Source organism: Sphingomonas sp. (assembly GCF_029239295.1).
Taxonomy (GTDB): Bacteria; Pseudomonadota; Alphaproteobacteria; order Sphingomonadales; family Sphingomonadaceae; genus Sphingomonas.
The window spans coordinates 107,999-131,275 of record NZ_JAQZBC010000011.1; the positions used below are offsets into that span (position 1 = coordinate 107,999).

Here is a 23,277-nt window from a genome sequence, read left to right on the forward strand (position 1 = left end):
CGTCAGCGTGCCAGAGGCTTACGTTCAGCGTGTCCCCTGAAAAACAGGGGGGTTTGTCGATCTGGCGTACACGGCAACTTGCCATGACGCCGCTGGGGAGCGGGCGACGCGATGGCCGAGAGTGGCGAGGAAGCTTTTCCCGACGGGATCGACGCCGGCCACGCCAAGCCGCTCGGCGGGTTACGTGCGCACGCCAGCCCACTCGCGTTCATCATCCTGGGGGGGTTTGTCGCTACGGCCATGACCGGCGCCCTCGGGGGCGCCCCCGCGCCCGTTACCTCGATAAGTGCGCCAGCCGCGCTGCTGGAGGTGAAGCTCGCCCGCCCGCTGCGCAGCGGCCTCTTCTTCGAAACCCACATTCGTGTGATCGCACGGCAGAACTTGGCAAAGCCGGTGATCGGAATTGATGCCACGCTTTGGCGTGACCTGACCATCAACAGCCAGATCCCCGCGGCGGCAAACGAGAGCTTCGAGGATGGCCAATATCGCTTCGAATACCCTCCTCTGAAGGCCGGAGATACTCTGGACATTAAGATCGATGGCCAGACCAACCCTCCCCTGGTCGGAAGGATTACCGGCTCGATCACCCTTCTCGATGGTCAGGTACTGCTTAGCTCGACCCGCGTGTCTGTCCCGGTGCTTCCCTGATGGACATCGTACTCCGCGCCAGCGTCACCTTTGCCGCGCTGTACCTATTGCTGCGGCTGCTGGGCAAGCGCGAGATCGGTCAGCTCACCCCTTTTGAGCTCGTCGTGATCGTGGTCATGGGCGATCTGGTTCAGCAAGGCGTGACCCACAATGACTTCAGCTTGACGGGGTCGATCCTGGCGATCGCCACCTTTGCGTTCTGGGCATTGGTCATGAGCTGGGCCACCTACTTGTCCCCTCGGCTCGAAAAGTTGTTGGACGGGCAGCCGCAGGTGATCATACGCAACGGCGAACTGATTGACGCAAATCTGCGGCGCGACCGGATCACGCGTGCGGAGGTCGAGGCGGAGATGCGGCTGGCGGGGATCGCTCGGATGAAGGACGTGGCGTGGGCGATCCTGGAAACCCAAGGCAAGATCAGCTTCATTCGCAAGGATGATGGTGAGGTGCAGCGGAACGACGACGACGCAGCCGCCGGTTAGTCAGTTAGCGGTTAAGCGACTGACCGCGCCTCAAATCCAAGATCCACCGCGCAGAGGCAAACCAGGCCGCGACGGATGATCATCTCACTTTTCTCTCCGCGGCCAGCGCATTGAGGTAGCTTGTACGATAACCTCGGCGCCACACGTCATGGTCGAACGTATGTGGATCGAACGGACAAGCAGACAGGGGCTCCCCCCTCTCATATGCTTCGCATCCTGCCAGAAGGGCGTCCACCGCGCGTTGCGGCGACCCGTCATTGTCTTGGGATCGCATCCAAACTCCGGGCGCGGCATTCCCGATAATCGTAGGAACCGCTCTTGAACCCAGGCCATACTTTCCTGCGCTATCGCAGGTATTTATGCCATGTAAGGCGACGGCCGGCGAAACGCCAAGATGTTGATCGTGATCAATGTGTCGCGCGATCGCCAAGTATTGGTGCGGGATAGCCACACTCACCCGACTGCGTGGGCGCGTTCAGGACCGTCAGCCGGGTGCCGGCCTAGCCGGGCTGGCGGGTGAATGCCTGAGTTCTCCGGATGGGCTGGGGCACTATCCCTGAAGCACCGCGTTCCTGTCGAAGGAAAACGATAGGAGTGAGGTCATGAGTATATTTGGCTCGATCAAGAAGGCCATTTTTGGTGATCGCGGGCCGCTTGGTGGCCAGTTCTCCGGCAAGCCTGCACCTGCACCGCAGGCTACCCCGACGCCGCAAGCCTCCACTCCCGCCAGTGCGCCGTCGACGCCCTCCCCAGCCGCGGCTCCTGCTCCCACGGCACCAGCTGCCCCCGTTGATGTCGAAAAGGTGCTGGGCGAGTTGGCCGCCAAGCACAGCGGCCCGGCGCTCAACTGGCGCACGTCGATCGTCGACCTGATGAAGCTGCTGGGCATCGACTCCAGCTTGGACAACCGCAAGGAACTGGCGACCGAGCTTGGCTATACCGGCGCCAAGGACGGCTCAGCAGAAATGAACATCTGGCTTCACAAGGCTGTGATGCGCGAATTGGAAAAGAACGGCGGCATCGTTCCCGCCGGCCTCAAGGACTGACGCACGGCTGGCCCTTGCGCGAACAACAAGCTTCGCGCGGGGGCCGACGAACTGACGGGACGTGGAGGCGCGACGTTCGATCCCGCGCCAGCGCCAAGGCATCGGTCGGGGGGAGGTTAACCACTGGCGATCGGTGGAGAGCGAGCCAAGTGTGATCCTACGGCCAATCGCCTTCACGCGATGCGACGAGCACGCTTACTTCCCCCGTGCCACGCAGGCCCCGCCGTCCGGCCCGACGGCGCCAGCACAGGTGCGCACCGCCGGCAGCTTGCCGGGTAGCTCGGCCAGATAGTTGCGGCCGTCGTTTCCCCGGGTCAGATCGAAGCCGTCGTAGAGGAGGCCGCTTGCCGTATAGGTGCGGAACCGCAGCCGCTTTTCCTCGACATCGACCGTCTGGAACAGCTCGGTCGCCTCGGCCACGCGATCGGGCTGCGTTCGGGCGCGATCGTTGAGCCCGTACATCTTCGATCCAGTCACCGACACCAGATATACCGGGCCCTGCGCCTCGCCGCGCGCGCGGGCTGCCTGGCCGGCCACGCGGCCCGCCGGCGCCGTCAGCCGGCTGTAGCAATGGTCGTGACCCTGCAGCACGAGATCGACACGGCGCTTGTCGAAAATCGGCTTCCACGCGCGTTTCAGCACCTCGGTGTCGTTCGGCCGGGCGCAGGTGTAGATCGGCTGATGGAACAGCACGACGTTCCATCTGGCGGGGCTGGCGGCGAGCGTGGCGTCCAGCCACCGCGTTTGACTGTCGAGCGCGCCCAGATCGAGTGCTGAGGTGCCGTCGAGGATGATGAAGCGAACACCCTGATAATCAACGTAATAGGTCGTCGCCTTGACGCCATCCGCGCCATTCGACGGCAGCGCGAACTGCAACGGCCAATAGGGCCCGAGCTTGCGGCTTTCCGCTCCGCCGGGCAGCGTGATGTCGACGAACTCGTGGTTGCCGGTCGCCGGCAACTGGGGGACCTGGCTGTAATTGTAGCCGCCAGCCTGGTTCCACTCGCCCCATTCGTCGTCATGGTCGAGATCGTCGCGCTGCGCCGCGAGATCGCCCGCGTGGACCGTCAGCGCGATCCTGCCTTCCGCAAAGCCTTGGCGGATCACGCGTGAGGCATAGGTGAGGATGCCGTTCTGCGTGTCGCCGAGATAGAGGAAGCGGAACGGCTTGAAGGTCGTCGCCGCGGTGCGGAACTGGAACCATTCGCTCCAGCCGGCCGCGCCCTTCACCCGATAGGCATAGACCCGGTCGGGCGCCAGACCGGCGAAGCGCACCTGATGGTAGTTGGCGGGGCCATTGGCGCTGTCGATCGAAGCGGTCGTGCCCGTCACCGTGCGCGCCTCCCGCTCGATCGTGGGGCCGTCGACCGCGAGGGCGATCTGCGCCTCTGCGGTCGCCTGCGCACGATCGGTACGGAAGGCGACTGCCATCTCCCGCGCCGGATCGGCGCCCGCGGTCAGCACGATCCGGTCGGGAATGGAGCGCGGCGCGTAGGGGGTGCCTGGCGTGCGCGGCACCGGCGGCGTCGCGGCGGGTGCCCGAGCAAGAACGGGGGATGCCAGCATCGTGGCGGCGGCGAGCAGGATCGCGCGCATCAGAAATTCGCCCTCACGCCAAACTTCATTGTGTAGGAATATTCCTCATATTGCAGCAGCCTGCGGGAAACCGGGCCGTTCTGATAGGCCACGTATTTGGCGTTGTTGATGTTCACCCATTCGCCGAACAGCTGCACGTTGGGGGTGATCCGGAAGCGCGCGCTGGCGTCGAGCTGGAAGTGGTCCCGCACGTAGCGGTCCTCCTCCGCGATCGATTGTACCTCGTCGAGATACTTGTCCCGGAAGGTGCCGGCGAGGCGGATGCTGATCGGGCCTCTTTCATAGCCGATCACGGCATTGAAGGTGTGCCGCGACGCCGCCGGCAAAGGGATGCTGCGCAAGCCGCCCGTGTCGCCATCGAACGTCTGCCCGTCGGCGTCGGTGAAGGTATAATTGAGGTTGGTCAGCAGGCCGTCCCACGGCGCCGGCAGCATCGAATAGACCTGCGAATAGCCCAACTCGACACCGCGGATCTTGGCCTTGCCCAGGTTCAGTGGAATATCCGCCTCGGTAAATGCGATTCCGCGATAGCTGCCGTTGAAGGGGGCGTCGTCCTTCTCGAACGTCACCGTCGTGATGTAATCGTCGATATTCTTGTAGAAGAAGCCGCCCTGCAGCACGCTCGACTTCGCGAAGTACCATTCCGCACCGACATCGATGTTCCAGGCGCGATAGGGCTTCAGATCGGGGTTGCCGAAGGCGCCCTCCAGATCGTCACCGTCACGTTCGATCGCAAAGCGCGGGGCGAGCTGGCCGATGCTTGGCCGGACCAGGCTCTTGAACACGCCGGCGCGCAGGATGAGGTCGTCGGTGGCTTCGTAGCGGAGCAAGGCGCTCGGCAACCAGTCGGTGTAGCTGCGACGGACGCGGGTGGGATCGACCGTCACCTCCTCCTCGTCGCCATCCAGCGTCACCGTGTTGCCGCGGATATCGTTCCTGGTGTGCTCCATGCGGACGCCGGCGATCAATCGCAGCGGGCCCGACTGGTAGCGGCCGAGCAGATAGCCCGAGTAGATATCCTCATCGACCGCATAATCCTCCGCGATCGAATTGAAGGCGCTGTCGAGCGCGTTGAGCTCGAAATCGCTTCCATTGGCGGAGATAAACTTGCGCCCGCCGCGCTTGGCGACGACCGGGCCGAGATCGGCAAGCCGGTAGGTCTGGCGGCCAACCACGTCGGCGAGGGTGAGATTCCCGTCGAATCCGTCGAACGTGTCGACGTTGAGGTCATATGTCTTCTTGCGCAGGCGCGCCTTGCCGCCGACCTGCACGTCGAACGATCCGGTGGGCAGCGCAAAGCTACGCGTGATGTCGCCGCGGAAGTTCCATTCCCTGTCGACCGAGCGGCTGAGCGTCGTTCGATCAAAGGCGTCGAATTCATATTCGCCGGCATCGGCGAAATCCGCCGCGCCGGCGCCGCCTACCGCGAAGCGTGGTCGCATATAATCGCTGTAGTCGAAATCGACCGTCAGGTCGTCGCCCTGCTCGAAATCGCGGCGGAAGGTGATCGGATCGAGCGAGCCGTTCTCCAGTTCGGATGCACGCGACCAGGCGGCCGAATATTGCAGCCGCCACGGCCCCGTATTGGTCTCGCCGCCGATCTGGTAGCTCTGGATCTTCTGGACCTCGAAGCGATCCTTCAGATCGCGCTCCACGCGGATGCGGCTGTCTTCATTGTCGTCGCTGCTGAACGACGCGCCGGTGCCGGTGGTGCGGACGAGTGCATCGTCCATCTCGAAGATCAGCCGGCGGCGATCCTCCTGGTCGGAGAACCGGTTGTAGATGCCCCGCGCGTAGAGGCGGGTGGACTCCACCGGCTGCCAGTCGAGCGACAAGGAGCCGCCGGTGCGCAGCCGACGCACGTCATAGTCGCGGTATTCGACGGTGTCGGCGAAGCCGGGCCCCTGCCACCCGTCCATCTCGATATTGTCGGTCTCGAACTTGCGCAGGTAATAAGACGCGCCGCCCGAGATGCCGAAATTGTCGGCCAGGCGCTTCGAGAAATTGACGCTGCCCTTGGGCGTCACCTCCCCCGAATAATGATTGTACGAGCCTTCGAGGGATGCCGCCCAGAGATCCTTCTTGCGATCGAAGGCACTGGTGGTGTTGATCTCGACCGAAGCGCCGATCGTGTCCCCGTCCATGTCAGGGGTGAGTGACTTCTTGATCTCGATCGATTCCACCAGTTCCGATGCGACGACGTCCAGTGCGACCGAGCGGGTGTCCGCTTCCGGCGCCGGTACGCGCACGCCATTCAGCGAAGCCGCATTCAGGCTGGGATCAAGACCGCGCACGGCGATGAAGCGTCCCTCGCCCTGATCGTTCAGGACGTTGATGCCCGGCGCACGACGCACCGATTCCGCCACGTTCTGATCCGGGAACTGGCCGATCGAGTCCCGCGTCAGCACGCTTTCGACACCATCCGCGCCGCGCTGGCGGCTCAGCGAGCCGGCAAGGTTCGCCCGTTGCCCGTTGACGAGGATGTCCCCGGCGCTGCCGAGCGCCACGTCCTGGACCAGCTCGCCGCTCTCATCCACGCGGATCTGGATTTCCGCGGGCGAAGCGCCGGTGTAGCGGACCAGCAGCGTATAAGTGCCAGCCGGCACGTTGGGAAAACGATAGCGCCCGCTGGTGTCGGCTTCCACGGTGCGGCCGAGCTCCACGATCGTCACTTCGGCACTCGGCAGCGTGCGCGTACCGCTCACGTCGGAAACCGTTCCCGTGACCTGACCAGCTTGAGCAATTGCAGGTGCGCACAGCATCGCGCAGCCGACCAACAGGCGCGAACGCGCCGTCTTGAAAAACATGTTTCCCCCGAACCCTTGATCTCGTCGAGGGGGTCGTTGGCCCAGTTTCGTGACGGCCCGATTGTTTTTACGTTGCGAAAATATTTCTTACGCAGCGTCGCTGCTTCTTCACGAAACGCGGCCGAGCGCCTCACGGCTGGCCCAGTTGGCAGCGATTGCTCGCAGTTAGGGCAGTTGATCCATCAGTTCGAGAGGTCAGGATTGAGGCAATACATGATTGGGATTTTTCGATAACGTCTTGATATGGCTGCTCCCGAACAGGCAGGCGAAGCCTCTGATCCGGCGACGATTGCCTATTACGACGCGGAGGCGCCTGAATACGTCGCGAGCGGAAACGGCGGTGTAAGTCGCTGGCTGGCGCCGTTCATGGAGATGCTCCCGAGTGGCGCCCGCGTGCTTGAACTGGGGTGCGGAGGCGGTCGCGACGCAGAAGCGATGGTCTCGGCAGGCTTTCGCGTGGAGCCGACTGACGGTAGCGCAGCCGTGGCTGCGAAGGCGCAATTGAGGCTGGGCCGCCCAGTACGGGTGATGCAGTTCGGCGAACTCACGGACGTGCGAGCCTATGACGCCGTCTGGGCCAACGCCAGTTTGCTGCACGTACCTGCCGAAGCGCTCCCGCAAATACTTGAGCGAGTCTTTGAGGCGCTCAAGCCGGGTGGGCTGCATTTCGCCAGCTATAAGGCGGGAGGGACACCTGCGCGCGACCGGGTCGGTCGCTACTTCAATCATCCGGATCAGGCTGCGCTCAGACGGGCATATTCAGCGTCGGGAGCGCGGGACGTGCAGTCTGTCGTAGAATATACCGGCGGCGGCTACGAAAATGGGCGAGGTCCCTGGATTGCGATCACTGTCCGGCGACCGTCCAACGCCTAAAACGTGCGTGCTTCGGTGGCCACTTCCAGGTTGGTCTGAGACTGTCGTCGACATGGTTCTGGGCTGTCGCCGCGCCTGTCCGACAGACGCTTCAGATTGACAATTGGGGCGCTCTGGGGCATCAAATCAGAGCGGCCCGGGCCCCTCTGGCGAGACAGTTCTCGTGATGTCGGACCGCATCGGAAAATCCGATGTTGTTTGGCCCGGCTTCTGCCTGCTTCAGCTCGGATTTCTCTGGTGACCCTGTTGGTCATATGGAGGAAGTTGCGTTGAACCCCCGAATGTCCCTGCTGATGACGCCGCGGCACGCCCGCGCGATCGCTTGGCGCACGCGCCTGTCGGCTCTTTGCCACACCCCATCCTCGCCCATGCCATTGCTCCCGGCGTGCTGAATGGGCCGCTGGACGCTGTCCGCATGAACGATCGTCGTTATCGCTGAACGAGATACCTGATGGACTTTCTATTTTTTGACGGGCTGGGCACGCCTGCCTGGTTCTGGCTGTCTTTCCTGGCGCTGGTCGTTGCCCTGACCGCGTTCGATCTCGGTGTCCTTCACAAGGAAGATCGCGAGATGGGCATTGCCGAGAGCCTGCGACTTTCCGCCTTCTACATCGGGGTGGCGCTGCTGTTCGGTGCGTGGATCTGGTATGCGCGCGGCGCCGAATCCGGCATCCAATATTATACCGGCTTCTTTATCGAAAAGGCGCTGTCGATCGACAATGTCTTCGTCATCAGCCTGATCTTTTCCTATTTCGCCATACCTGCGAAATACCAGTATCGCGCCCTCCTCTGGGGCATCATTGCCGTCATTGTTCTGCGAGGGATGATGATCGCCGGCGGCGCTGCATTGCTGGCCGAAGCCTATTGGGTGCTCTACATTTTCGCCGCGTTCCTGGTGTTCACCGGGATCAAGATGTTCTTCAGCAACGACAGTCCGATCGATGTCGGCAACAATCCACTCGTCCGCTTCATCTCGCGCCACATTCCGGTAACGCCGCAGCTTTACGGGCAGCATTTCTTCGTGAAGGTAGCTGATACCCGGACTGGCAAGCTGGTCACGGCGGCGACGCCATTGTTCCTGGCGCTGGTGGTCATCAACCTGGCCGATCTGGTGTTCGCGCTCGACAGCGTTCCGGCGATCTTCGCCATCACGACCGACACGTTCATCGTCTATACGTCGAACATCATGGCGATCCTGGGCCTGCGGGCGCTGTACTTCGCGCTCGCCGCCCTTGTGCACCGCTTCCACTATCTCAAATATGCGCTGGCCGCGATCCTGGTGTTCATCGGCACCAAGATCTTCGTGACCGACTTCCTTCTGGGAGGAGAAAAATTCCCGCCAGCCGTCAGTCTCGGCGTGACGTTCGCGCTGATTGCGGCGGGGATCATCTACTCCCTGTGGAAGACCAGGGGCGAAACCCCGCCCGACACGCCAACTGCGTCCCTCTGACGCCAAAATATGCGTTTTACAGGCAAAGGATATAATGACGAATCTCGATACCACGGCAGCCTCCCCCAAGTTGAAGCCGCTGCCGTTTTTGATCTTCAGTTCCCGTTGGCTCCAGTTGCCCCTGTACGTCGGGCTGATCGTCGCACAGTGCGTCTATGTGTTCCTGTTCCTGAAGGAACTGACCCATCTGGTAATGCACAGCTGGGAGTTCACCGAGCAGCAGATCATGCTGGTCGTACTCGGGCTGATCGACGTCGTGATGATCTCGAACCTGTTGGTGATGGTGATCGTTGGCGGCTATGAGACGTTCGTATCGCGACTGGGGCTGAACGGTCATCCCGATCAGCCGGAGTGGCTGAGCCACGTCAACGCCGGTGTGCTGAAAGTGAAGCTCGCCATGGCGATCATCGGCATATCCTCGATCCACTTGCTGCGAACCTTCATCGAGGCTGGCGCCATCGGTCAACCAACCGGGCGAGTGACGGAGACAGCCGTCCTCTGGCAAACCATAATCCACATGGTGTTCATCGTATCGGCAGTCGGCATTGCCTGGGTGGATCGGCTCACGCAGCAAAAGCACTGAGCGGCGCGGACAACGCCATGGCTGGCGGAAGGAGCGGCAGACTCATCTGCGCTCCGCCCGCTAGCCAGATGCCAACATGCGCTTATTGGTTGAGGGCGTCGCCGTGCTGTTCACGTGCGGGGCGCCGCGTTCAGGCTGGTGGGGTCAGTGACGCTTCTTCGACAATTTGGTCGCCAGCTCGTCGCTGCCCTGTGCGGCGGCCACTGCGGATGCGGTCCGGCCGGACGCATCGGCTAGCATAGCGTCCGCTCCTGCAGCGAGCAGCAGATCCACTTGCCGGGAGCGATTGAACAAGGCGGCCATCATCAATGCCGTCTGTCCGGCCTTGTTGCGCATGTTCACGTCGCAGCCCGCCTTCAGCAACCGCTCCGCAATGGCATCCTCGCCCTTGAAGGCTACCCCCATCTGGGCGGTATTGCCCTGGGTAGCGTCCGGCTTGCACGGGTCGGCTCCCGCAGCGATCAGGGCCTCTACCGTGGCGGCATGGCCAGAATAAGCGGCGAGGATCAGCGGGGTGAAGCCACGACGATCATGCGCATTGATGTCAGCACCGGCGGCGATCAGCGGCTCGACCATATCTGTGCGACCCAGGCGTGCAGCTTCAAACAGCAGTTCCTGACGCCGCTCCGGCTGCGGCAGGGTGTGGGGAGTGGCAGGTGCGGTGGAGGCGCTTGCACTGGCGAGCAAGGCCGCGGCGATCAACGAGAACATCGGGAAGGATCCTAAGCAAGGGGTGCCGCCCGGCCCCGGAGATAAGAACAAGGCCGGGCGACGGGGCAGGCGTCAGTTCGCGTACTGCTCCGGATGAGCGGCGCGATATTCCGCCACGGCACGTTTCACCTCGGCCAGCGGAACATTGACCGCCCTGGCGACGCGGGTGCCGTAATCGGCATCGGCCTGGTAGAAATAGCTCACCATGATCGTTCGGGTACGATCCGACCGAACCTGACCCAGATCACCCGCCAGGTTCTCGATCAGATCGGCCCGCTCCACCTCCGGCAGCGACCGATAGAAGATGCCGGCCTGTTCGAAGTTGTTGGTCTTCGCAATTGGCTTGGAGTCCACGACGGCATTCACCGTGTAGGTGGAGTTGCGGAACTCGTCCGCGGTCGCCTTTGGCGCGACCGCAGACGGGAAGTAATTCACGCTGTCGCTGCGACCCGAACTGTTCAGAAAACCGTCCTGATTGTTGTTCACAACCCGCACACGCGGCTTGTTCACCGGCAGCGACATGACGTTGGCACCGACGCGATAACGCTGCGTATCGGCGTAGGAGAACAACCGCCCCTGAAGCATGCGGTCAGGCGACGGTTCGATGCCCGGCACCATGTTCGATGGCGCGAAAGCGGACTGTTCGGTCCACTCGAAGAAATTGTCGGGTACCTTGTTCAGCGTCATTTCGCCGATCTTGCGGAACGGAACGCCCAGCCATTCCTTCGTATCGTCGAACGGGTTGTAATTCAGCCTCGCGAATTCAGTCTCGGGCATCACCTGGATCATCAGATCCCAGGACGGGAAGTTTCCCTTGCCGATCTCCGCGTACAGATCGTCGGTCAGGTAGTTGAAGCCGGCCTTCACCGCCTCATGCGCCTTGTAGTTGCGGACACCTTGGCGACTAATCCAGCGGAACTTCGCAAACACCCTTTCGCCCTTGGCGTTGACGAGCGCGAACGCATGCACGCCATTGCCATCCATCGTGCGATACGAGGCGGGGGTGCCCAAATTGGTCCACACCTGGGTAATCATGTTGGTCGCTTCGGGCGTGGTTGAAAAGAACTCGAAGAAGCGGTTGGGATCTTGCTTGTTCAGCACCGGATCGGGCTTCAGCGAATGGATCATATCGGAGAACTGGATTGCGTCGCGAATGAAGAAGATGGGCAGATTGTTGCCCACCAGGTCCCAGTTTCCCTGGTCGGTGTAGAACTTCGTCGCGAAGCCGTGCGGGTCACGCGCGAACTCGGCACTGTCGCGGCCGTGGATCACGGTTGAAAAGCGGACGAACACCGGCGTCTCCTTGCCCGGCGCAAAGAGCGACGCCTTGGTGATGTCGGAGATATCAGCCGTGGCCTTGAACACGCCGAGAGCGCCTGTCCCGCGAGCGTGGACAACACGTTCCGGCACACGTTCGCGATCGAACCGGGCTAGTTTCTCGATCAGATGCGCGTCCTCGAGCAGCACCGGACCCATGTCACCGGCCGTTTTGGAGTGCCGATTCTCGCCGATCGGCGCCCCATTATCGCGCGTGAACTGCGGCGCGGCTGCGCTCGCCGCGGCGGCCCGCGGCGGCGCCTTGCCCGGGGCCACGGGCGCCGCGCCGGTCTGCATCCGGGCCGCGACGGAAGCGGCGGCGTCGGACAATGTCTGTGCGTGCGCCGAGAGCGAAGGCGCGGCGCAGCCTGCCAGTAACGCGGCGGTGCGCAGAGGAAATGAATTGAAGGCGGCTCTCATCAAGCGTCCCTTTTGTCACCGCGTGTCCGCGCGGCCGGGCGGGCCGCGCGGGCGATCCGCGGGCGCCCCCGCTATGACGCGGCGCCCGTGACGGCTGAAACGGGAATGCCCGTTCACAGAGATCGAGAGGAACGAAGATGAAGGCCGCAGACAGCTAGCCCTGCTGTGTCCGCGGCGCTGACTTGCCGCACCCATGTGACGTTCTTCGTACGGCAGGTGGTAACTGACTGGACAGGTCGGGCATGAAGCGCTGAAATGCCACCCACGACCGTCAGGACTTGCGTTACGATGAGCCCGCCACGGTCGTGTTGTTGGGAGAGCGCGGATGGGCTGGATCGCGAGCGGGACGCACCAAATGTCGGTGCATATGCGGTGCCAGTCGACTGGCACTACACGCCCGATGAGGCCCGATGCCATGCGCCCGCCGGTCGAGGTAACGCGCTGGGGGCATTGTTTGATGCCACCCCTCCCCGTGCAGCGGCGCCGGCGGATGCCTCTTCAACGATCATCTACACCTCGGGCACGACCGCGCGAGGATTCCGGCAAGATCTTCAAACGAAAGCTGCGTGAACCTTATTGGGCGGACCGGAAGGGACAGATATGATCGAAGACGTGCTGGAACCGGATCTGCCGATCATCGATCCGCACCACCACCTGTGGGACTTCACCCCTGTCCAGTCGGCTGCGAGGGAGAGTAGCCACCCCTTCGGCGCGATCATGAAGCAGAGCCCGCGCTACCTGTTCGACGAGCTCCTGCGCGACTGCCGCCACAGCGGGCATAATGTGATCGGCACCGTCTTTCTTCAGTGCGGGGCATTCTATCGGGCCGACGGACCACCCGAAATGAAGCCGGTGGGGGAAGTGGAATTCGTGAACGGCGTCGCGGCGCAAGCAGCAAGCGGGATCTACGGTCCATTCCACGCCTGTATTGGTATCGTCGGCCAGGCGGATCTGACGCTGGGCCCGGCGGTCGGCGCCGTGCTGGACGCAGAAATCGCGGCGGGGAACGGGCGGTTCCGTGGTATCCGCCACATCGGCGCTCATGACGCGGATTCCGACGTTCTGGGGCCGCTCGGGCACGCCCCCGCTGCCCTCTATGCCGACGCGACGTTCCGCGAAGGCTTTGCGGAACTGGGCAAGCGCGGCCTGACCTTCGATGCCTGGGTGTTGGAACCTCAGATCCCCGAAGTGACCGCGCTAGCGCGCGCTTTTCCGGAACAGCCGATCGTGCTGGATCACGTCGGCACCCCGCTCGGCCTGGGTATCTATGCGGGACGGCATGATGACCGGTTCGCGACGTGGAAGGCGGCGATCGAGGAACTATCCACCTGCCCCAACGTGACGATCAAGCTGGGCGGACTGGCCATGCCGTTCTGCAAGCTTGGCGAACTGGGACCGGAGACACGCACCACGGCCGAACGGCTGGCCGAACTGTTCCGCCCCTATGTCGAGACCAGCATCGCCGCCTTTGGCGCACGCCGCGCGATGTTCGAGAGTAATTTTCCCGTCGATCGCTGGGGCGCGGATTATGCCACGCTGTGGAATGCCTTCAAGCTGATCGCCCAAGGCGCCAGCGCCGACGAAAAGCGCGATCTGTTCGCCGGCGCGGCCGCGCGCTTCTACAAGGTGGAGGATCTGCTGGGGTAATCACCCCGCGTGGTGCGACGGGCGCTGTTCTCCGAAAGGCAATTGTCCCCAACGTCCGCGTGCTCAGCGCACGGGATTTCGGCTGACGCTGGCGGCAAAGCCACCCTATAGCGGCCGTTGATGACAGACCGCCTCAAAGTCCTGCTGCAATATGCCCTGCCCAAACAGGGGCTGACCACCCTCGCCGGTCGTGTCGCGGGCATGAAGGGGGGCACGGTGACAACGCGCCTGATCCGTCTGTTCGCGGCGCGATATGGTGTCGACATGAGCGAGGCGGAAAATCCGGATCTCGCCAGCTACACGACGTTCAACGACTTCTTCACGCGCGCCCTGCGCGCCGGCGTTCGGCCGATGGCGGACGCGGATTTCGTCAGCCCGGTGGATGGCGCAATCAGCCAGTTCGGCGCGATTGATGACCATCACATCGTGCAAGCCAAGGGACATCGTTTCACCACCACTCAGCTGGTCGGCGGCGATGCGGCGCTCGCGGCAGAATTCCGCCACGGCAGCTTCGCCAACCTCTATCTGTCGCCCAAGGATTACCACCGCCTGCACATGCCCTGCGAGGGCCGGTTAAGGCGAATGATCTACGTGCCGGGCGCCCTATTCTCGGTGAACCCGGTCACCGCACGAGGCGTCCCGAACCTTTTTGCGCGCAACGAGCGAGTGGTCTGCGTATTTGAATCCAGGGACCATGGCGTTTTCGTAATGGTGCTGGTCGGTGCCACGATCGTGGGCAGCATGGCGACGGCTTGGCACGGCGTGGTCAATCCCAAACGCAACAACACCGTCTCCGAGTGGCGCTATGACGATCAGCAGATTGTGCTCAAGAAGGGGGAGGAAATGGGGCGCTTCCTGCTCGGCTCGACAATCGTGATGCTGTTCCAGCAAGACACAGTCGTCTTCGACGAAGATTGGGCGCCGGAACGGCCCGTTCGCCTCGGCGAAGCAATGGGACAGCGTCCCATCTGAGCTCCTCTTGTCCTTCACTGAGGAGGACCGCCAGCAAACGCCGGTTGGAGACGATGAACTCCTCGCCGCGACGACCGCTCGCTGGTGCGGTCCTCGGCAACCCGGCGCCAGATAGGACGCCTGCGACCGGAAAAGCCGTCGCTCGTCGAAGGCTATCGATTTGGTTCGTCACCCCTCCAGCACCCACGATACGTCCGCCAGAGCCATTCTCGGGCTGGATCGATGAACTATGCGCTGTGCGAATGCCCCGCACTGCGTTTTTATATTGTCCGAATTAAAGAAAGCGGTACGCTGAGCCCAAGCCTACGATAGAACAGAGGTTTGTGTTGGAGAGGAAAAGTACGGCGCGCGGTGTGCCGCCAGGGGCTCCCCTTGGCGCACGCACAAAGCTGCTATTCGGCGTGGGCTCGCTCGCGGAAGGCGCGCAAACTGTTGCCTTCGGATCGTATCTCCTGATCTTCTACAACCAGGTGATGGGCGTGCCGGCGGGCATCGTCTCGGCCGCACTCATGGCTTCGTTGGTCATCGATGCGATCAGCAATCCGATTTTGGGTCATATCAGTGACAACCTGCGATCGCGTTGGGGTCGGCGACATCCATTCATGTATGCCGCGGCTCTTCCGACGGCGCTGTGCTTCTGGCTGATGTTCAACCCGCCGCAAGGCTGGAGCCATGACGCGCTGTTCTGGTACATCCTCGCCGTCGCCACGCTCGGTCGGATCTCGATCAACCTGTACGAGTTGCCATCAGCCGCGCTCACGCCGGAGCTGACGGAGGATTATGACGAGCGCACGTCGCTGATGACGTGGCGATATTTCTTTGGGTACGTAGGCGGGCTAGGCATCGCGACCCTGCTGTTCTTCGTCCTGCTTCGTCCTACCGCGCAATATCCGGTGGGCCAGCTCAATCCTGAGGGTTACCAACAACTCGGCGTCATCGGCGGTGCGCTCACGCTGTGTGCGATCCTAGTCTGCGCGTTCGGCACGCAGGCTCGCGGCAAGCTTGCACCGCAACCGCCTGCTCGTGGCAATCGATCGTTCCGCCAGCATTTCAGCGAGATGCTGAGTACGCTGAACCACCGCGGTTTCCAGGCACTGCTCGCGTTCGGCGTACTCAAGTTCTCCGCCGCCGGGCTCTATGCCTCCATGGCCGTCTATCTCGGCACGTACGTGTGGCAGCTCAGCCCCAAAAGCATGGGATTGCTGGCGTTCGACGGCGTCATTGCTGCGCTCATCGCCTTGTTCCTCGCGCCCCGTGCGGCGCGGCGCTACGGCAAGCGCGCGGTAGCGGTCACCGCAGCGGTTTTGGGTGTCTCGATCGGTTTGATGCCGCTGTTTTTGCGCCAGCTCGGTCTGTTTATGCCGATTGACCCTGAAGGCCCGCTGGTCCTGACCCTTTTCGCTTTCGCCACCGTGTTCGGCACCTTCTCCGCGACGTCTCAGATCATGACGAGTGCCATGATCGCAGATGTCGTCGAGGACAGCATGGTCCGCACGGGACGGCACTCCGCCGGCACGTTCTTCGCCGCTAACGCCTTTATGAAAACCTGTACTAGCGGGTTCGGCGTGCTCGGAGCCGGATTGCTGTTGAGCGTGTCCGGGTTTCCAGAGAAAGCCATTCCCGGGCAAGTTCCGCCAGCAGTGATCGACCGGCTTGTCGGTCTCTACATGCCGGCTATCGCGATCCTGTGGGCGATCGCCATTGTCTTTCTGTCGTTCTACCGGATCGACCGCGCTCGGCATGAGGAAAACGTCCGCCGAGTGCGCGAGGGAGCTGTGGTGGAAGATCTATCCGCGCGCGCCGGTGAGCCCACCCGTCTCTCACCGACGGTGCTGCCCAACACCTGACTAAGCAACCCGCCAAGTCCTTGGCGGGCCATCCTCGCTCAACACACACCCGCGCAAGATCGGGGTCCCAAGGAGAAGATGAATAATGCGGTTGCGTTCCTGGCTGCTCATGAGCGGCGCCCTGCTCACTACCGCTCCCGCGGCATCCTTCGCTCAAGTGGTTGATACAAACGCTCCACCGGCTGGCACGGTGCCTGCGCCTGCGCCGTCCGTCACGCCGCCGCAGTCGACGGCGGTACAGCCCCCGCTCGACGAACAGACGGCCGCCGACATCATCGTGACCGGCTCTCTTATACGCGGGCAACGGGAGGACTCCGCCCTTCCCGTAGACGTTATTACCGCCGGCGAGCTTCAGCGTCAGGGCAGCCCCAGCGTGGTGGAGCTGCTGAAGGCGCTGCCAGTCGCCAACGGCACGCTCGGCGATTCCAATCAGTTCGACAATCGCAGTCAAGGCGCTGAAGGCATTGCCAGCATTAACCTGCGTGGGCTCGGCCCTTCGCGTACCCTGGTCCTTCTGAACAGCCGTCGCCTGGTACGCGCAGGAAACGGCGTTCCGACGGTGGACGTGAACCTGCTGCCGCTCGCGGCGATCGGACGTATCGACATCCTGAAGGACGGTGCGGCAGCGACCTACGGCTCGGATGCAATCGCTGGCGTGGTCAACTTCATCACCAATCGGTCGCTTAAAGGCTTGGTGGTGAGCGGCGATTACAAGGGCATCAAGGGCTCCAACGGTGACTGGACCGCCAGCGCGGCCTTCGGACACAATCAAAACGGCCTGCGTGTGTTGGCTTCGTTCGGATATCAGCACCGCAGCGAGCTTCTCGTCACCGACCGTGATTTCGCGATCGGCTCATACACCAACAACCCCGAGAATGGCTTCACCCAGAGCGGCAACCCCGGCGTGTTCCTGCCGGTGTTCGGTAATGGAGCGCCAGCCGCCGGTCTTCGTCTCGACGCGGGCTGCGTCCCGCTGGGAGGCATTGCGCTCGCCAACAACGGGGTCGCCAATCAGCGCTGCGCAAACCAGTATCTGGGCTTCAATGCACTGACTGATACCGAGAACCGCCTACAGGCCTATATTGAGGTGGGCGTCGACCTGACACCCGATATAGAGCTGGAGGTGTCCGCGCTCTACGGCTGGTCGGAAGTTCCGCATCAGCGCAGCTCGCCTTCGTATACCATCCTACAGCGACCATCAGCCTACACGCTGCCCGGCAGCTTCGGCCCGACGGCACAGGCCGGGTTCTTTGTACCGGCGAGCAACCCGGGCTACGCGGCCTACGCCGCAGCGAACCCTGGTGCACTGCCGACCACCGTGGCAGGCATTCCGGTCGCTGGCGCGACCTTCCCAGCACTATTATTTCGACCGTTCCTTCTGGGGGGCGCCAATGGCGTCGACAGTTCGGGCTGGCGTGAGTCAGAGTCGATCCGCTTCACCGGTGCTCTGACCGGCGCGCTGAGCGACGCCCTCAACTTCGACGTGTCCGGCATGTATCATCGCTACACGCGCCAGACGATGAACCTGGATACGATCGTCGACCGGGTGCAACTGGGTCTGCGTGGCTTTGGCGGGCCGGACTGCAACCGCGTCAGCGGCGCGGCAGGCACTGGCGGCTGTCAGTTCCTGAACCCGTTCAGCAACGCGATCGATGGCAATGCCGTTACCGGCGCGGCCAACCCAGGCTACAATGCCGCGGTTGCGAATCCGCCGGAACTATCACGCTGGCTTTACGAGCAGTCCCGCAGCACCTTCACGACACAGCTGTTCGTTGCGGAGGCATCGATCAGCGGTCGCACACCGATAACGCTTCCCGGTGGGGACGTCGCGTTCGCGGTTGGCGGGCAGTATCGCCGCGATTCCTATGATTCCGCCTATGGCGCCTTCAACAACCTGGATGTCACGCCGTGTCTCGATACCCCGGTCACGGGTAATCTGAACTGCTCGCCGCAGCCGGGACCATTGGCCTATCTCGGATCCAGCCGCCCGCTGTCGGTTACCGGTGACGTATACGCGCTGTTCGCCGAGGTGCGTGCGCCCATCTTCGATACGCTCGACCTCCAGCTTGCCGCGCGATACGAAGACTATGGTGGCGGTGTCGGATCGACCTTCAACCCGAAGGCGACCCTGCGCTGGCAAACTACCGACTGGTTAGCCTTGCGCGGGTCGGTCGGAACGACCTTCCGCGGGCCGCCCGACACGCTGCTCCAAGACGGCTTCGTCACGTCGCTGCAAGTGATCGGCAGCTCCTCGCGCGCCGTACGCGTCTACAACAATGCCAATTTGCGCCCTGAGAAGGCGACGAACTACTCGGCCGGCGCCATCATCAAGACGGGGGGCCTTAGTCTCAGCGTAGATTATTTCCGCTACGAATTGACCGACCTGATCGGCGCCGATCCTGTTTCCGGAATGACGAACGCCCTATTTGGGGCGAACGGATCGGCGAACTGCAATAATCCCGCGTTCGCCGCCCTCCAAGCACGATTCACGTTCGACGGCGCGTGCGGCATCAACAATGTCGCGAGGCTCGACACCTTCTATTTGAATGGCGCGAAGGTTACGAACTCGGGCCTGGATTTCTTGGCAAGTTACGATCAGGAGGACGTTCTCGGCGGGCGCCTCGGTCTGGGTGTCACTGCCACTTACGTCATCGACTATGAGACCAGCGATCAGGTGGTCGAAGGCGTCCTGGTGCAGCCGGCCTTCAATGCCGTGGGCAAGCTCAACTACCAGACCAGCGCCTATCCGATCCCCCGCTGGCGCGGGCAAGCATATGCTCAGTTCGGCGTAGACCGGATCGACGCGCGTTTCACCTTCAACTATGTCGACAGCTACGTCGATCAGCGGGCATCACCTTTCGCGCCGCGGCGCGAACTGCCGGGAGCCCCCGTCATTGCCCGCGGACAGCGGATTTCCGACTGGGCGACAGTTGATTTCACGCTCCGAGTAGAGCCGATCGACGGCACCACGGTCAGCTTTTCAATGCTGAACATCACCGATCGCGATCCGAGCTTCGCGCGGCTCGACCTCAATTACGATCCGTTCACGGGCAATGCGCTTGGCCGTCAGTGGAAGGTTGGGGTCACCAAGAAGTTCTGATCCAAGTCTCGGGCGCGGTTATGCCGCGCCCGAGGCATCAGGCAGCAAACCATGCGCGAAGATCTCGGCGTAGATCGAGGTGGCCCGCACGTGCCCGGCACGTGCAGCCCAATCCTGCAGATCCACCGCTCGATTCAGCATCGACATCGCCATTTGGCTCGCGATCAACGGATCGACTGCATGGAGCGAACCTTCAGTGATCCCATCGATAATCACGCCGGCAAAACGAAGAGCGATGGTATTGGACTGGCCGATAACCTCGCCGCGGTGCGTCGCCGGCAACGTCGCAAGTGCCGTCGTGCGCATCAGCGGGCCATCACCGGAGAACTGCACTTCAATGAGGGCGGTCATCGCGCGTGAGAGCTGGTCCCACATATTGCCGCCGGCCGCTTTTGCGTCGTCCAGCGCACGCGCAATCGTATCGTAGCTACGCCGGAAGCAAGCGAGCACCAGATCGTCCTTGCCCTCTAAATGATGGTAAAAGCTACCCTTTGTAACGCGCAGTTCGGCTGCAATACGATCGACCGACGCGCCGCGGTATCCATCGCGATTGATCAGGCGAGTTGCGGCCCGCAGAAACGCGTCGATGTCGACGTCGGGCCGTGGCTCGGTCGCCTCTTTCGAGAAGGACATATAGATCAGCGGACTGTCCTTCGGTGCGACGCCGCGTTCCCAAAATTCGAACATGCGGCGCTGGACCCGGTCGAAATCCTCAATTGCGTGAAAGCGAAGCCAGACGGGCAGCCAGAGGACCCCTTCCATGACGACGTGCGCGCGAGCAATGTTGGCCGCCAGCTCCTCCGTTCGGCCCGCTGGGCCGAACCATTCGCGCATGCCGCGAAGCACCGACTGGTACAGCTCCGTCGCCTCGGTGCGATAGGGTTCGGGAAGCGAACTCATCCCGGTCAACACCGTCATCGGCCGCTCTTCCCCGGTGCGTATTCCCCGTTGAGAGGCGAAGACGAGGTGGAGATAATGCGCCAGACGCGCTCGAGGATCGGGGCGTGCCGCAGCTTCGGCAACCTTGTCGGCGATCCGCCCGAGCGTTTCCATATAAGCGGCGTGGGCCAGCATCTCCTTGCGCTTGAAATAATAGGCAAGGCTGTTCTGGTTCATGTCCACCAGCGCAGCAACGTTCGCGAACGTCATGCCCTTCAGCCCGTGCTGATTGATCAAGGTCGCGGCAGCATCAATCAGACGGTCACGACGCGCCTTGAACTTGGCGGTCTTGCTGTCGGGGACGTCGGTCGCATTCATCATAACTATCGTTAACACAAACCCACTGAGCCGTCATTCCAAGGCGATTGTGCTTGTCGCCGAGCTATGCCAAACAGCAGGAATAAAGAAACCGGTATGGTGGAGAGGGTGGCATGCAGAACGAGTGGAACGGGTCGGTCGTAATTGTGACCGGGGCGGCGTCGGGGATTGGGCGCGCCAGCGTGCGAGCCTTCGCCGAGGCGGGCGCGAAAGTTATCGCGAGCGACATTGCCGAGGGTGTCGACACGCTCGCCACCGAAATTGCTGACGGAATGTGCAAGGCCCTTCGTGGCGACGCAGGCAATGAAGCGCATGTGCGCGAACTAGTCGCAGAGGCTGAGCGCCACGGCGTGCTACGCGGTTTCTTCGCCAACGCAGGCATTACTGGCGGCCCCGCACCGGTGAGCGAAGCCGATCCCGAACTATGGCTGACGGTGCTACGGGTAAACCTCGTCGGCCCCGCGCTCGCGATCAAGCACGCGGCTCCAGTGATGGCACGGAACGGAGCAGGTGCGATAACCTGCACTGCGTCGGTAGCAGGGCTTCGCGCGGGCGCAGGGCCGGCAGCCTATTCCGCGTCCAAGGCGGGCCTGATCAATCTCGTCCAGGTGTCCGCGCTCGAGCTGGCCGGCACCAATGTCCGCGTCAACGCAATTTGCCCCGGCCTGATCGAGACCAACATGACCCAAAAGTACATCGATCAGGCACGCGCCGCGGGGTTGGGCAAGATGGTCGGGGCCACCAATCCCCTTCGCCGCCCAGGCCAGCCGGAAGAGGTCGCCGGCCTTGCGATGTTCCTCACCTCGCAGGCTGCCTCATTCGTCAATGGACAGGCAATTGCCATCGACGGCGGCCTTTCCGCCAGCCACCCGACAACGCCGCGCACTGCCGCGGGCCAGGCGCTAGCGGCTACCGCCGCGTCCCGGGCTACCAACAATTAAGCAGACTAAAGACATCGGTATGTCGGGCGAGAGCGCTGCGGCGCGCGACGGGAGCAATGGAATGGATGAGATCGGAATTGACGTTGTTGTTGTTGGCGCTGGCCTGTCGGGGATCAGCGGCGCGGCATGGCTGGCAATGAAACTACCGAGCAAAAGCTACGTGGTGCTCGAGGGTCGAGATGACATTGGAGGAACGTGGGACTTGTTCCGCTATCCGGGCATCCGCTCGGACAGCGACATGCATACGCTGGGCTTCTCCTTCTTCCCCTGGAGAGACAAGGACGCGATCGCGGCCGGCGGCAAGATCAAGGATTACATTGGCGAGGCGATCGATCGCTTTGGCATCCGGCAGCGCCTGCGGCTCGGCCACCGCGTGATCAGTGCCGACTGGTGCAGCGAGCGCGCGCGCTGGCGTGTTTGCGCGGAGCAGAAGGATGGCACGCGCGTGAACTTCGTCGCACGCTACCTGTATATGGGCTCCGGCTATTACGATTATACGGAGGGCCACAATCCCGTGTTTGAGGGCCAGGAGGATTTTACCGGCCAAGTCGTTCATCCACAATTCTGGCCCGAAAACCTCGATTATGCGGGCAAGAAGGTCCTGGTGATCGGATCGGGGGCCACGGCCGTCACGCTGATCCCGACGATGGCGCAGACGGCGGAGCACGTGACCATGCTTCAGCGCTCGCCAAGCTACATCGTCGCCCGCCCGGGCCGCGATAAGGAAGCGAACCGTTTGAAAGCCTTGTTGCCCGCCAATGTCGCGGGTGCGGCCGTACGCTGGAAGAATGTCCTGACGTCCCGCAAGATGCGTCAGCGAATGATGAAGGACCCAACCAAGGCCCGGCCGATGCTGATCGGCATGGCCAAGGCGTCGCTGCCGCAGGGCTACGACATGACGCACTTCACCCCCAAGCATCAGCCGTGGGAACAGCGCATTTGCCTTGCGCCCGACGGTGACTTCTACCGGGCGATCCACCGCGGCAAAGCCTCGGTCGTTACCGATACGGTCGAGCGCTTCGTGCCCGAGGGCGTGAAGCTGGCATCGGGACGCGTCCTCGAGGCTGACATCGTCGTCACTGCGACCGGGCTGAAGCTGCTACGCGGCGGCGGCGTGCAATTGCGAGTGGATGGCGAGCCGATCAACCTGAAGGATACGGTGATCTACAAGGGGGCGATGTATTCCAACATTCCCAACTTCAGCCTCGTCTTCGGATACACCGGCTCATCGTGGACACTCAAGGCGGACCTGGCCGCCCGCTATATGGTGCGAGTATTGAAAGAGCTTGATCGCCGGGGAGCCGACATCGCAGTGCCGGCGGCAGACGTTGCATCGATGAAAACCACGTGGATGCAGACCTTCACGTCTGGCTATGTCGTCCGCGCGCGAGAAGACATGCCGCGACAAGGCGTTGAGCACCCGTGGCAAGTTCATCAGGATTACGTCACCGATCGCCGGATCATGCTGAAGGAGCCGGTCGCCGACGGCGTCCTCCGCCTCGTTAAAGTGGGGGAGCCGTGGCAGGTAAAGGGCGGCGCGGCTGCTCCGGGTAAGATCTCATCTGTCGGTTGAGAGCGTA

At 62.6% G+C, this 23,277-nt stretch carries 17 protein-coding genes; 12 read left to right on the forward strand and 5 right to left on the reverse strand.

All coding sequences use genetic code 11. From position 1 onward, the window contains the following. Positions 1-111 precede the first annotated feature (111 nt). The 3 genes from K0S66_RS11855 to K0S66_RS11865 all read left to right on the forward strand — a co-directional run bounded on the left by K0S66_RS11855 (position 112) and on the right by K0S66_RS11865 (position 2,176). Complete coding sequence (locus K0S66_RS11855) at positions 112-648, forward strand: hypothetical protein (RefSeq protein WP_301075616.1); 537 nt, start codon at positions 112-114, stop codon at positions 646-648. Continuing rightward, complete coding sequence (locus K0S66_RS11860) at positions 648-1,130, forward strand: YetF domain-containing protein (protein ID WP_301075617.1); 483 nt, start codon at positions 648-650, stop codon at positions 1,128-1,130. Before K0S66_RS11855 ends, K0S66_RS11860 begins: the two co-directional genes overlap by 1 nt. A gap of 602 nt (positions 1,131-1,732) precedes the next feature. Further along, the gene (locus K0S66_RS11865; RefSeq protein WP_301075618.1) at positions 1,733-2,176 is read left to right on the forward strand and encodes a DUF3597 domain-containing protein; all 444 of its coding nucleotides are present in this window, start codon (positions 1,733-1,735) and stop codon (positions 2,174-2,176) included. 195 nt (positions 2,177-2,371) lie between these two features. Here K0S66_RS11865 and K0S66_RS11870 read toward each other — a convergent pair whose 3' ends face one another. Then, positions 2,372-3,742: a metallophosphoesterase family protein gene (locus K0S66_RS11870; protein ID WP_366520828.1), complete on the reverse strand. Its 1,371-nt coding sequence runs from the start codon at positions 3,740-3,742 to the stop codon at positions 2,372-2,374. 29 nt (positions 3,743-3,771) lie between these two features. Next, positions 3,772-6,579: a TonB-dependent receptor gene (locus tag K0S66_RS11875; RefSeq protein WP_301075620.1), complete on the reverse strand. Its 2,808-nt coding sequence runs from the start codon at positions 6,577-6,579 to the stop codon at positions 3,772-3,774. 243 nt (positions 6,580-6,822) lie between these two features. Here K0S66_RS11875 and K0S66_RS11880 point away from each other — a divergent pair, with 243 nt between their 5' ends. The 3 genes from K0S66_RS11880 to K0S66_RS11890 all read left to right on the forward strand — a co-directional run bounded on the left by K0S66_RS11880 (position 6,823) and on the right by K0S66_RS11890 (position 9,485). Beyond that, positions 6,823-7,452 carry a class I SAM-dependent methyltransferase gene (locus K0S66_RS11880; RefSeq protein WP_301075621.1) on the forward strand — a complete coding sequence of 210 codons (630 nt, stop codon included), beginning with the start codon at positions 6,823-6,825 and terminating at the stop codon, positions 7,450-7,452. Positions 7,453-7,903: 451 nt separating this feature from the next. Next, the gene (locus K0S66_RS11885; RefSeq protein ID WP_301075622.1) at positions 7,904-8,902 is read left to right on the forward strand and encodes a TerC family protein; all 999 of its coding nucleotides are present in this window, start codon (positions 7,904-7,906) and stop codon (positions 8,900-8,902) included. A 34-nt stretch (positions 8,903-8,936) separates the two neighbouring features. After that, positions 8,937-9,485 carry a TIGR00645 family protein gene (locus K0S66_RS11890; RefSeq protein ID WP_301075623.1) on the forward strand — a complete coding sequence of 183 codons (549 nt, stop codon included), beginning with the start codon at positions 8,937-8,939 and terminating at the stop codon, positions 9,483-9,485. A 144-nt stretch (positions 9,486-9,629) separates the two neighbouring features. Here K0S66_RS11890 and K0S66_RS11895 read toward each other — a convergent pair whose 3' ends face one another. Beyond that, entirely contained in the window at positions 9,630-10,196 is a 567-nt protein-coding gene (locus tag K0S66_RS11895; RefSeq protein WP_301075624.1) for an ankyrin repeat domain-containing protein, read from the reverse strand. Positions 10,197-10,268: 72 nt separating this feature from the next. After that, on the reverse strand, positions 10,269-11,810 hold the full coding sequence (locus tag K0S66_RS11900; protein WP_301075625.1) for a catalase: 1,542 nt from the start codon (positions 11,808-11,810) through the stop codon (positions 10,269-10,271). Positions 11,811-12,533: 723 nt separating this feature from the next. On the opposite strand from K0S66_RS11900, the gene K0S66_RS11905 reads away from it, so the two are divergent. From K0S66_RS11905 to K0S66_RS11920, 4 genes are all read left to right on the forward strand, one after another. Continuing rightward, positions 12,534-13,580: an amidohydrolase family protein gene (locus tag K0S66_RS11905; protein ID WP_301075626.1), complete on the forward strand. Its 1,047-nt coding sequence runs from the start codon at positions 12,534-12,536 to the stop codon at positions 13,578-13,580. A 120-nt stretch (positions 13,581-13,700) separates the two neighbouring features. After that, on the forward strand, positions 13,701-14,552 hold the full coding sequence (gene asd / locus K0S66_RS11910) for an archaetidylserine decarboxylase (protein WP_301075627.1): 852 nt from the start codon (positions 13,701-13,703) through the stop codon (positions 14,550-14,552). Positions 14,553-14,953: 401 nt separating this feature from the next. Continuing rightward, complete coding sequence (locus tag K0S66_RS11915; protein WP_301075629.1) at positions 14,954-16,399, forward strand: MFS transporter; 1,446 nt, start codon at positions 14,954-14,956, stop codon at positions 16,397-16,399. Positions 16,400-16,589: 190 nt separating this feature from the next. Continuing rightward, positions 16,590-19,499: a TonB-dependent receptor gene (locus K0S66_RS11920; protein WP_301075631.1), complete on the forward strand. Its 2,910-nt coding sequence runs from the start codon at positions 16,590-16,592 to the stop codon at positions 19,497-19,499. Positions 19,500-19,517: 18 nt separating this feature from the next. Here the strand turns inward: K0S66_RS11920 and K0S66_RS11925 are convergent, their stop codons facing one another. Then, a complete protein-coding gene (locus K0S66_RS11925; RefSeq protein ID WP_301075632.1) occupies positions 19,518-20,756 on the reverse strand; it encodes a TetR/AcrR family transcriptional regulator in 1,239 nt (412 codons plus the stop codon). A gap of 113 nt (positions 20,757-20,869) precedes the next feature. Between K0S66_RS11925 and K0S66_RS11930 the strand changes: the two genes are divergently transcribed. Both K0S66_RS11930 and K0S66_RS11935 read left to right on the forward strand, forming a co-directional pair. Next, positions 20,870-21,697 carry an SDR family NAD(P)-dependent oxidoreductase gene (locus tag K0S66_RS11930; protein ID WP_301075634.1) on the forward strand — a complete coding sequence of 276 codons (828 nt, stop codon included), beginning with the start codon at positions 20,870-20,872 and terminating at the stop codon, positions 21,695-21,697. Between the two features lie 61 nt (positions 21,698-21,758). After that, the gene (locus K0S66_RS11935) at positions 21,759-23,270 is read left to right on the forward strand and encodes an NAD(P)/FAD-dependent oxidoreductase (protein WP_301075635.1); all 1,512 of its coding nucleotides are present in this window, start codon (positions 21,759-21,761) and stop codon (positions 23,268-23,270) included. Positions 23,271-23,277: the final 7 nt, after the last annotated feature.

Excerpts from the sequence above, each read along its gene's own strand:
- K0S66_RS11905 (WP_301075626.1), top strand. The coding sequence starts at position 12,534 with ATGATCGAAGACGTGCTGGAACCGGATCTGCCGATCATCGATCCGCAC.
- K0S66_RS11900 (WP_301075625.1), bottom strand. The coding sequence starts at position 11,810 with ATGCAGACCGGCGCGGCGCCCGTGGCCCCGGGCAAGGCGCCGCCGCGG.
- K0S66_RS11870 (WP_366520828.1), bottom strand. The coding sequence starts at position 3,742 with ATGCTGGCATCCCCCGTTCTTGCTCGGGCACCCGCCGCGACGCCGCCG.
- K0S66_RS11925 (WP_301075632.1), bottom strand. The coding sequence starts at position 20,756 with ATGAATGCGACCGACGTCCCCGACAGCAAGACCGCCAAGTTCAAGGCG.
- K0S66_RS11935 (WP_301075635.1), top strand. The coding sequence starts at position 21,759 with ATGGATGAGATCGGAATTGACGTTGTTGTTGTTGGCGCTGGCCTGTCG.
- K0S66_RS11855 (WP_301075616.1), top strand. The coding sequence starts at position 112 with ATGGCCGAGAGTGGCGAGGAAGCTTTTCCCGACGGGATCGACGCCGGC.
- K0S66_RS11875 (WP_301075620.1), bottom strand. The coding sequence starts at position 6,579 with ATGTTTTTCAAGACGGCGCGTTCGCGCCTGTTGGTCGGCTGCGCGATG.
- K0S66_RS11930 (WP_301075634.1), top strand. The coding sequence starts at position 20,870 with ATGCAGAACGAGTGGAACGGGTCGGTCGTAATTGTGACCGGGGCGGCG.
- K0S66_RS11885 (WP_301075622.1), top strand. The coding sequence starts at position 7,904 with ATGGACTTTCTATTTTTTGACGGGCTGGGCACGCCTGCCTGGTTCTGG.
- K0S66_RS11860 (WP_301075617.1), top strand. The coding sequence starts at position 648 with ATGGACATCGTACTCCGCGCCAGCGTCACCTTTGCCGCGCTGTACCTA.
- asd (WP_301075627.1), top strand. The coding sequence starts at position 13,701 with ATGACAGACCGCCTCAAAGTCCTGCTGCAATATGCCCTGCCCAAACAG.
- K0S66_RS11880 (WP_301075621.1), top strand. The coding sequence starts at position 6,823 with ATGGCTGCTCCCGAACAGGCAGGCGAAGCCTCTGATCCGGCGACGATT.
- K0S66_RS11890 (WP_301075623.1), top strand. The coding sequence starts at position 8,937 with ATGACGAATCTCGATACCACGGCAGCCTCCCCCAAGTTGAAGCCGCTG.
- K0S66_RS11865 (WP_301075618.1), top strand. The coding sequence starts at position 1,733 with ATGAGTATATTTGGCTCGATCAAGAAGGCCATTTTTGGTGATCGCGGG.
- K0S66_RS11895 (WP_301075624.1), bottom strand. The coding sequence starts at position 10,196 with ATGTTCTCGTTGATCGCCGCGGCCTTGCTCGCCAGTGCAAGCGCCTCC.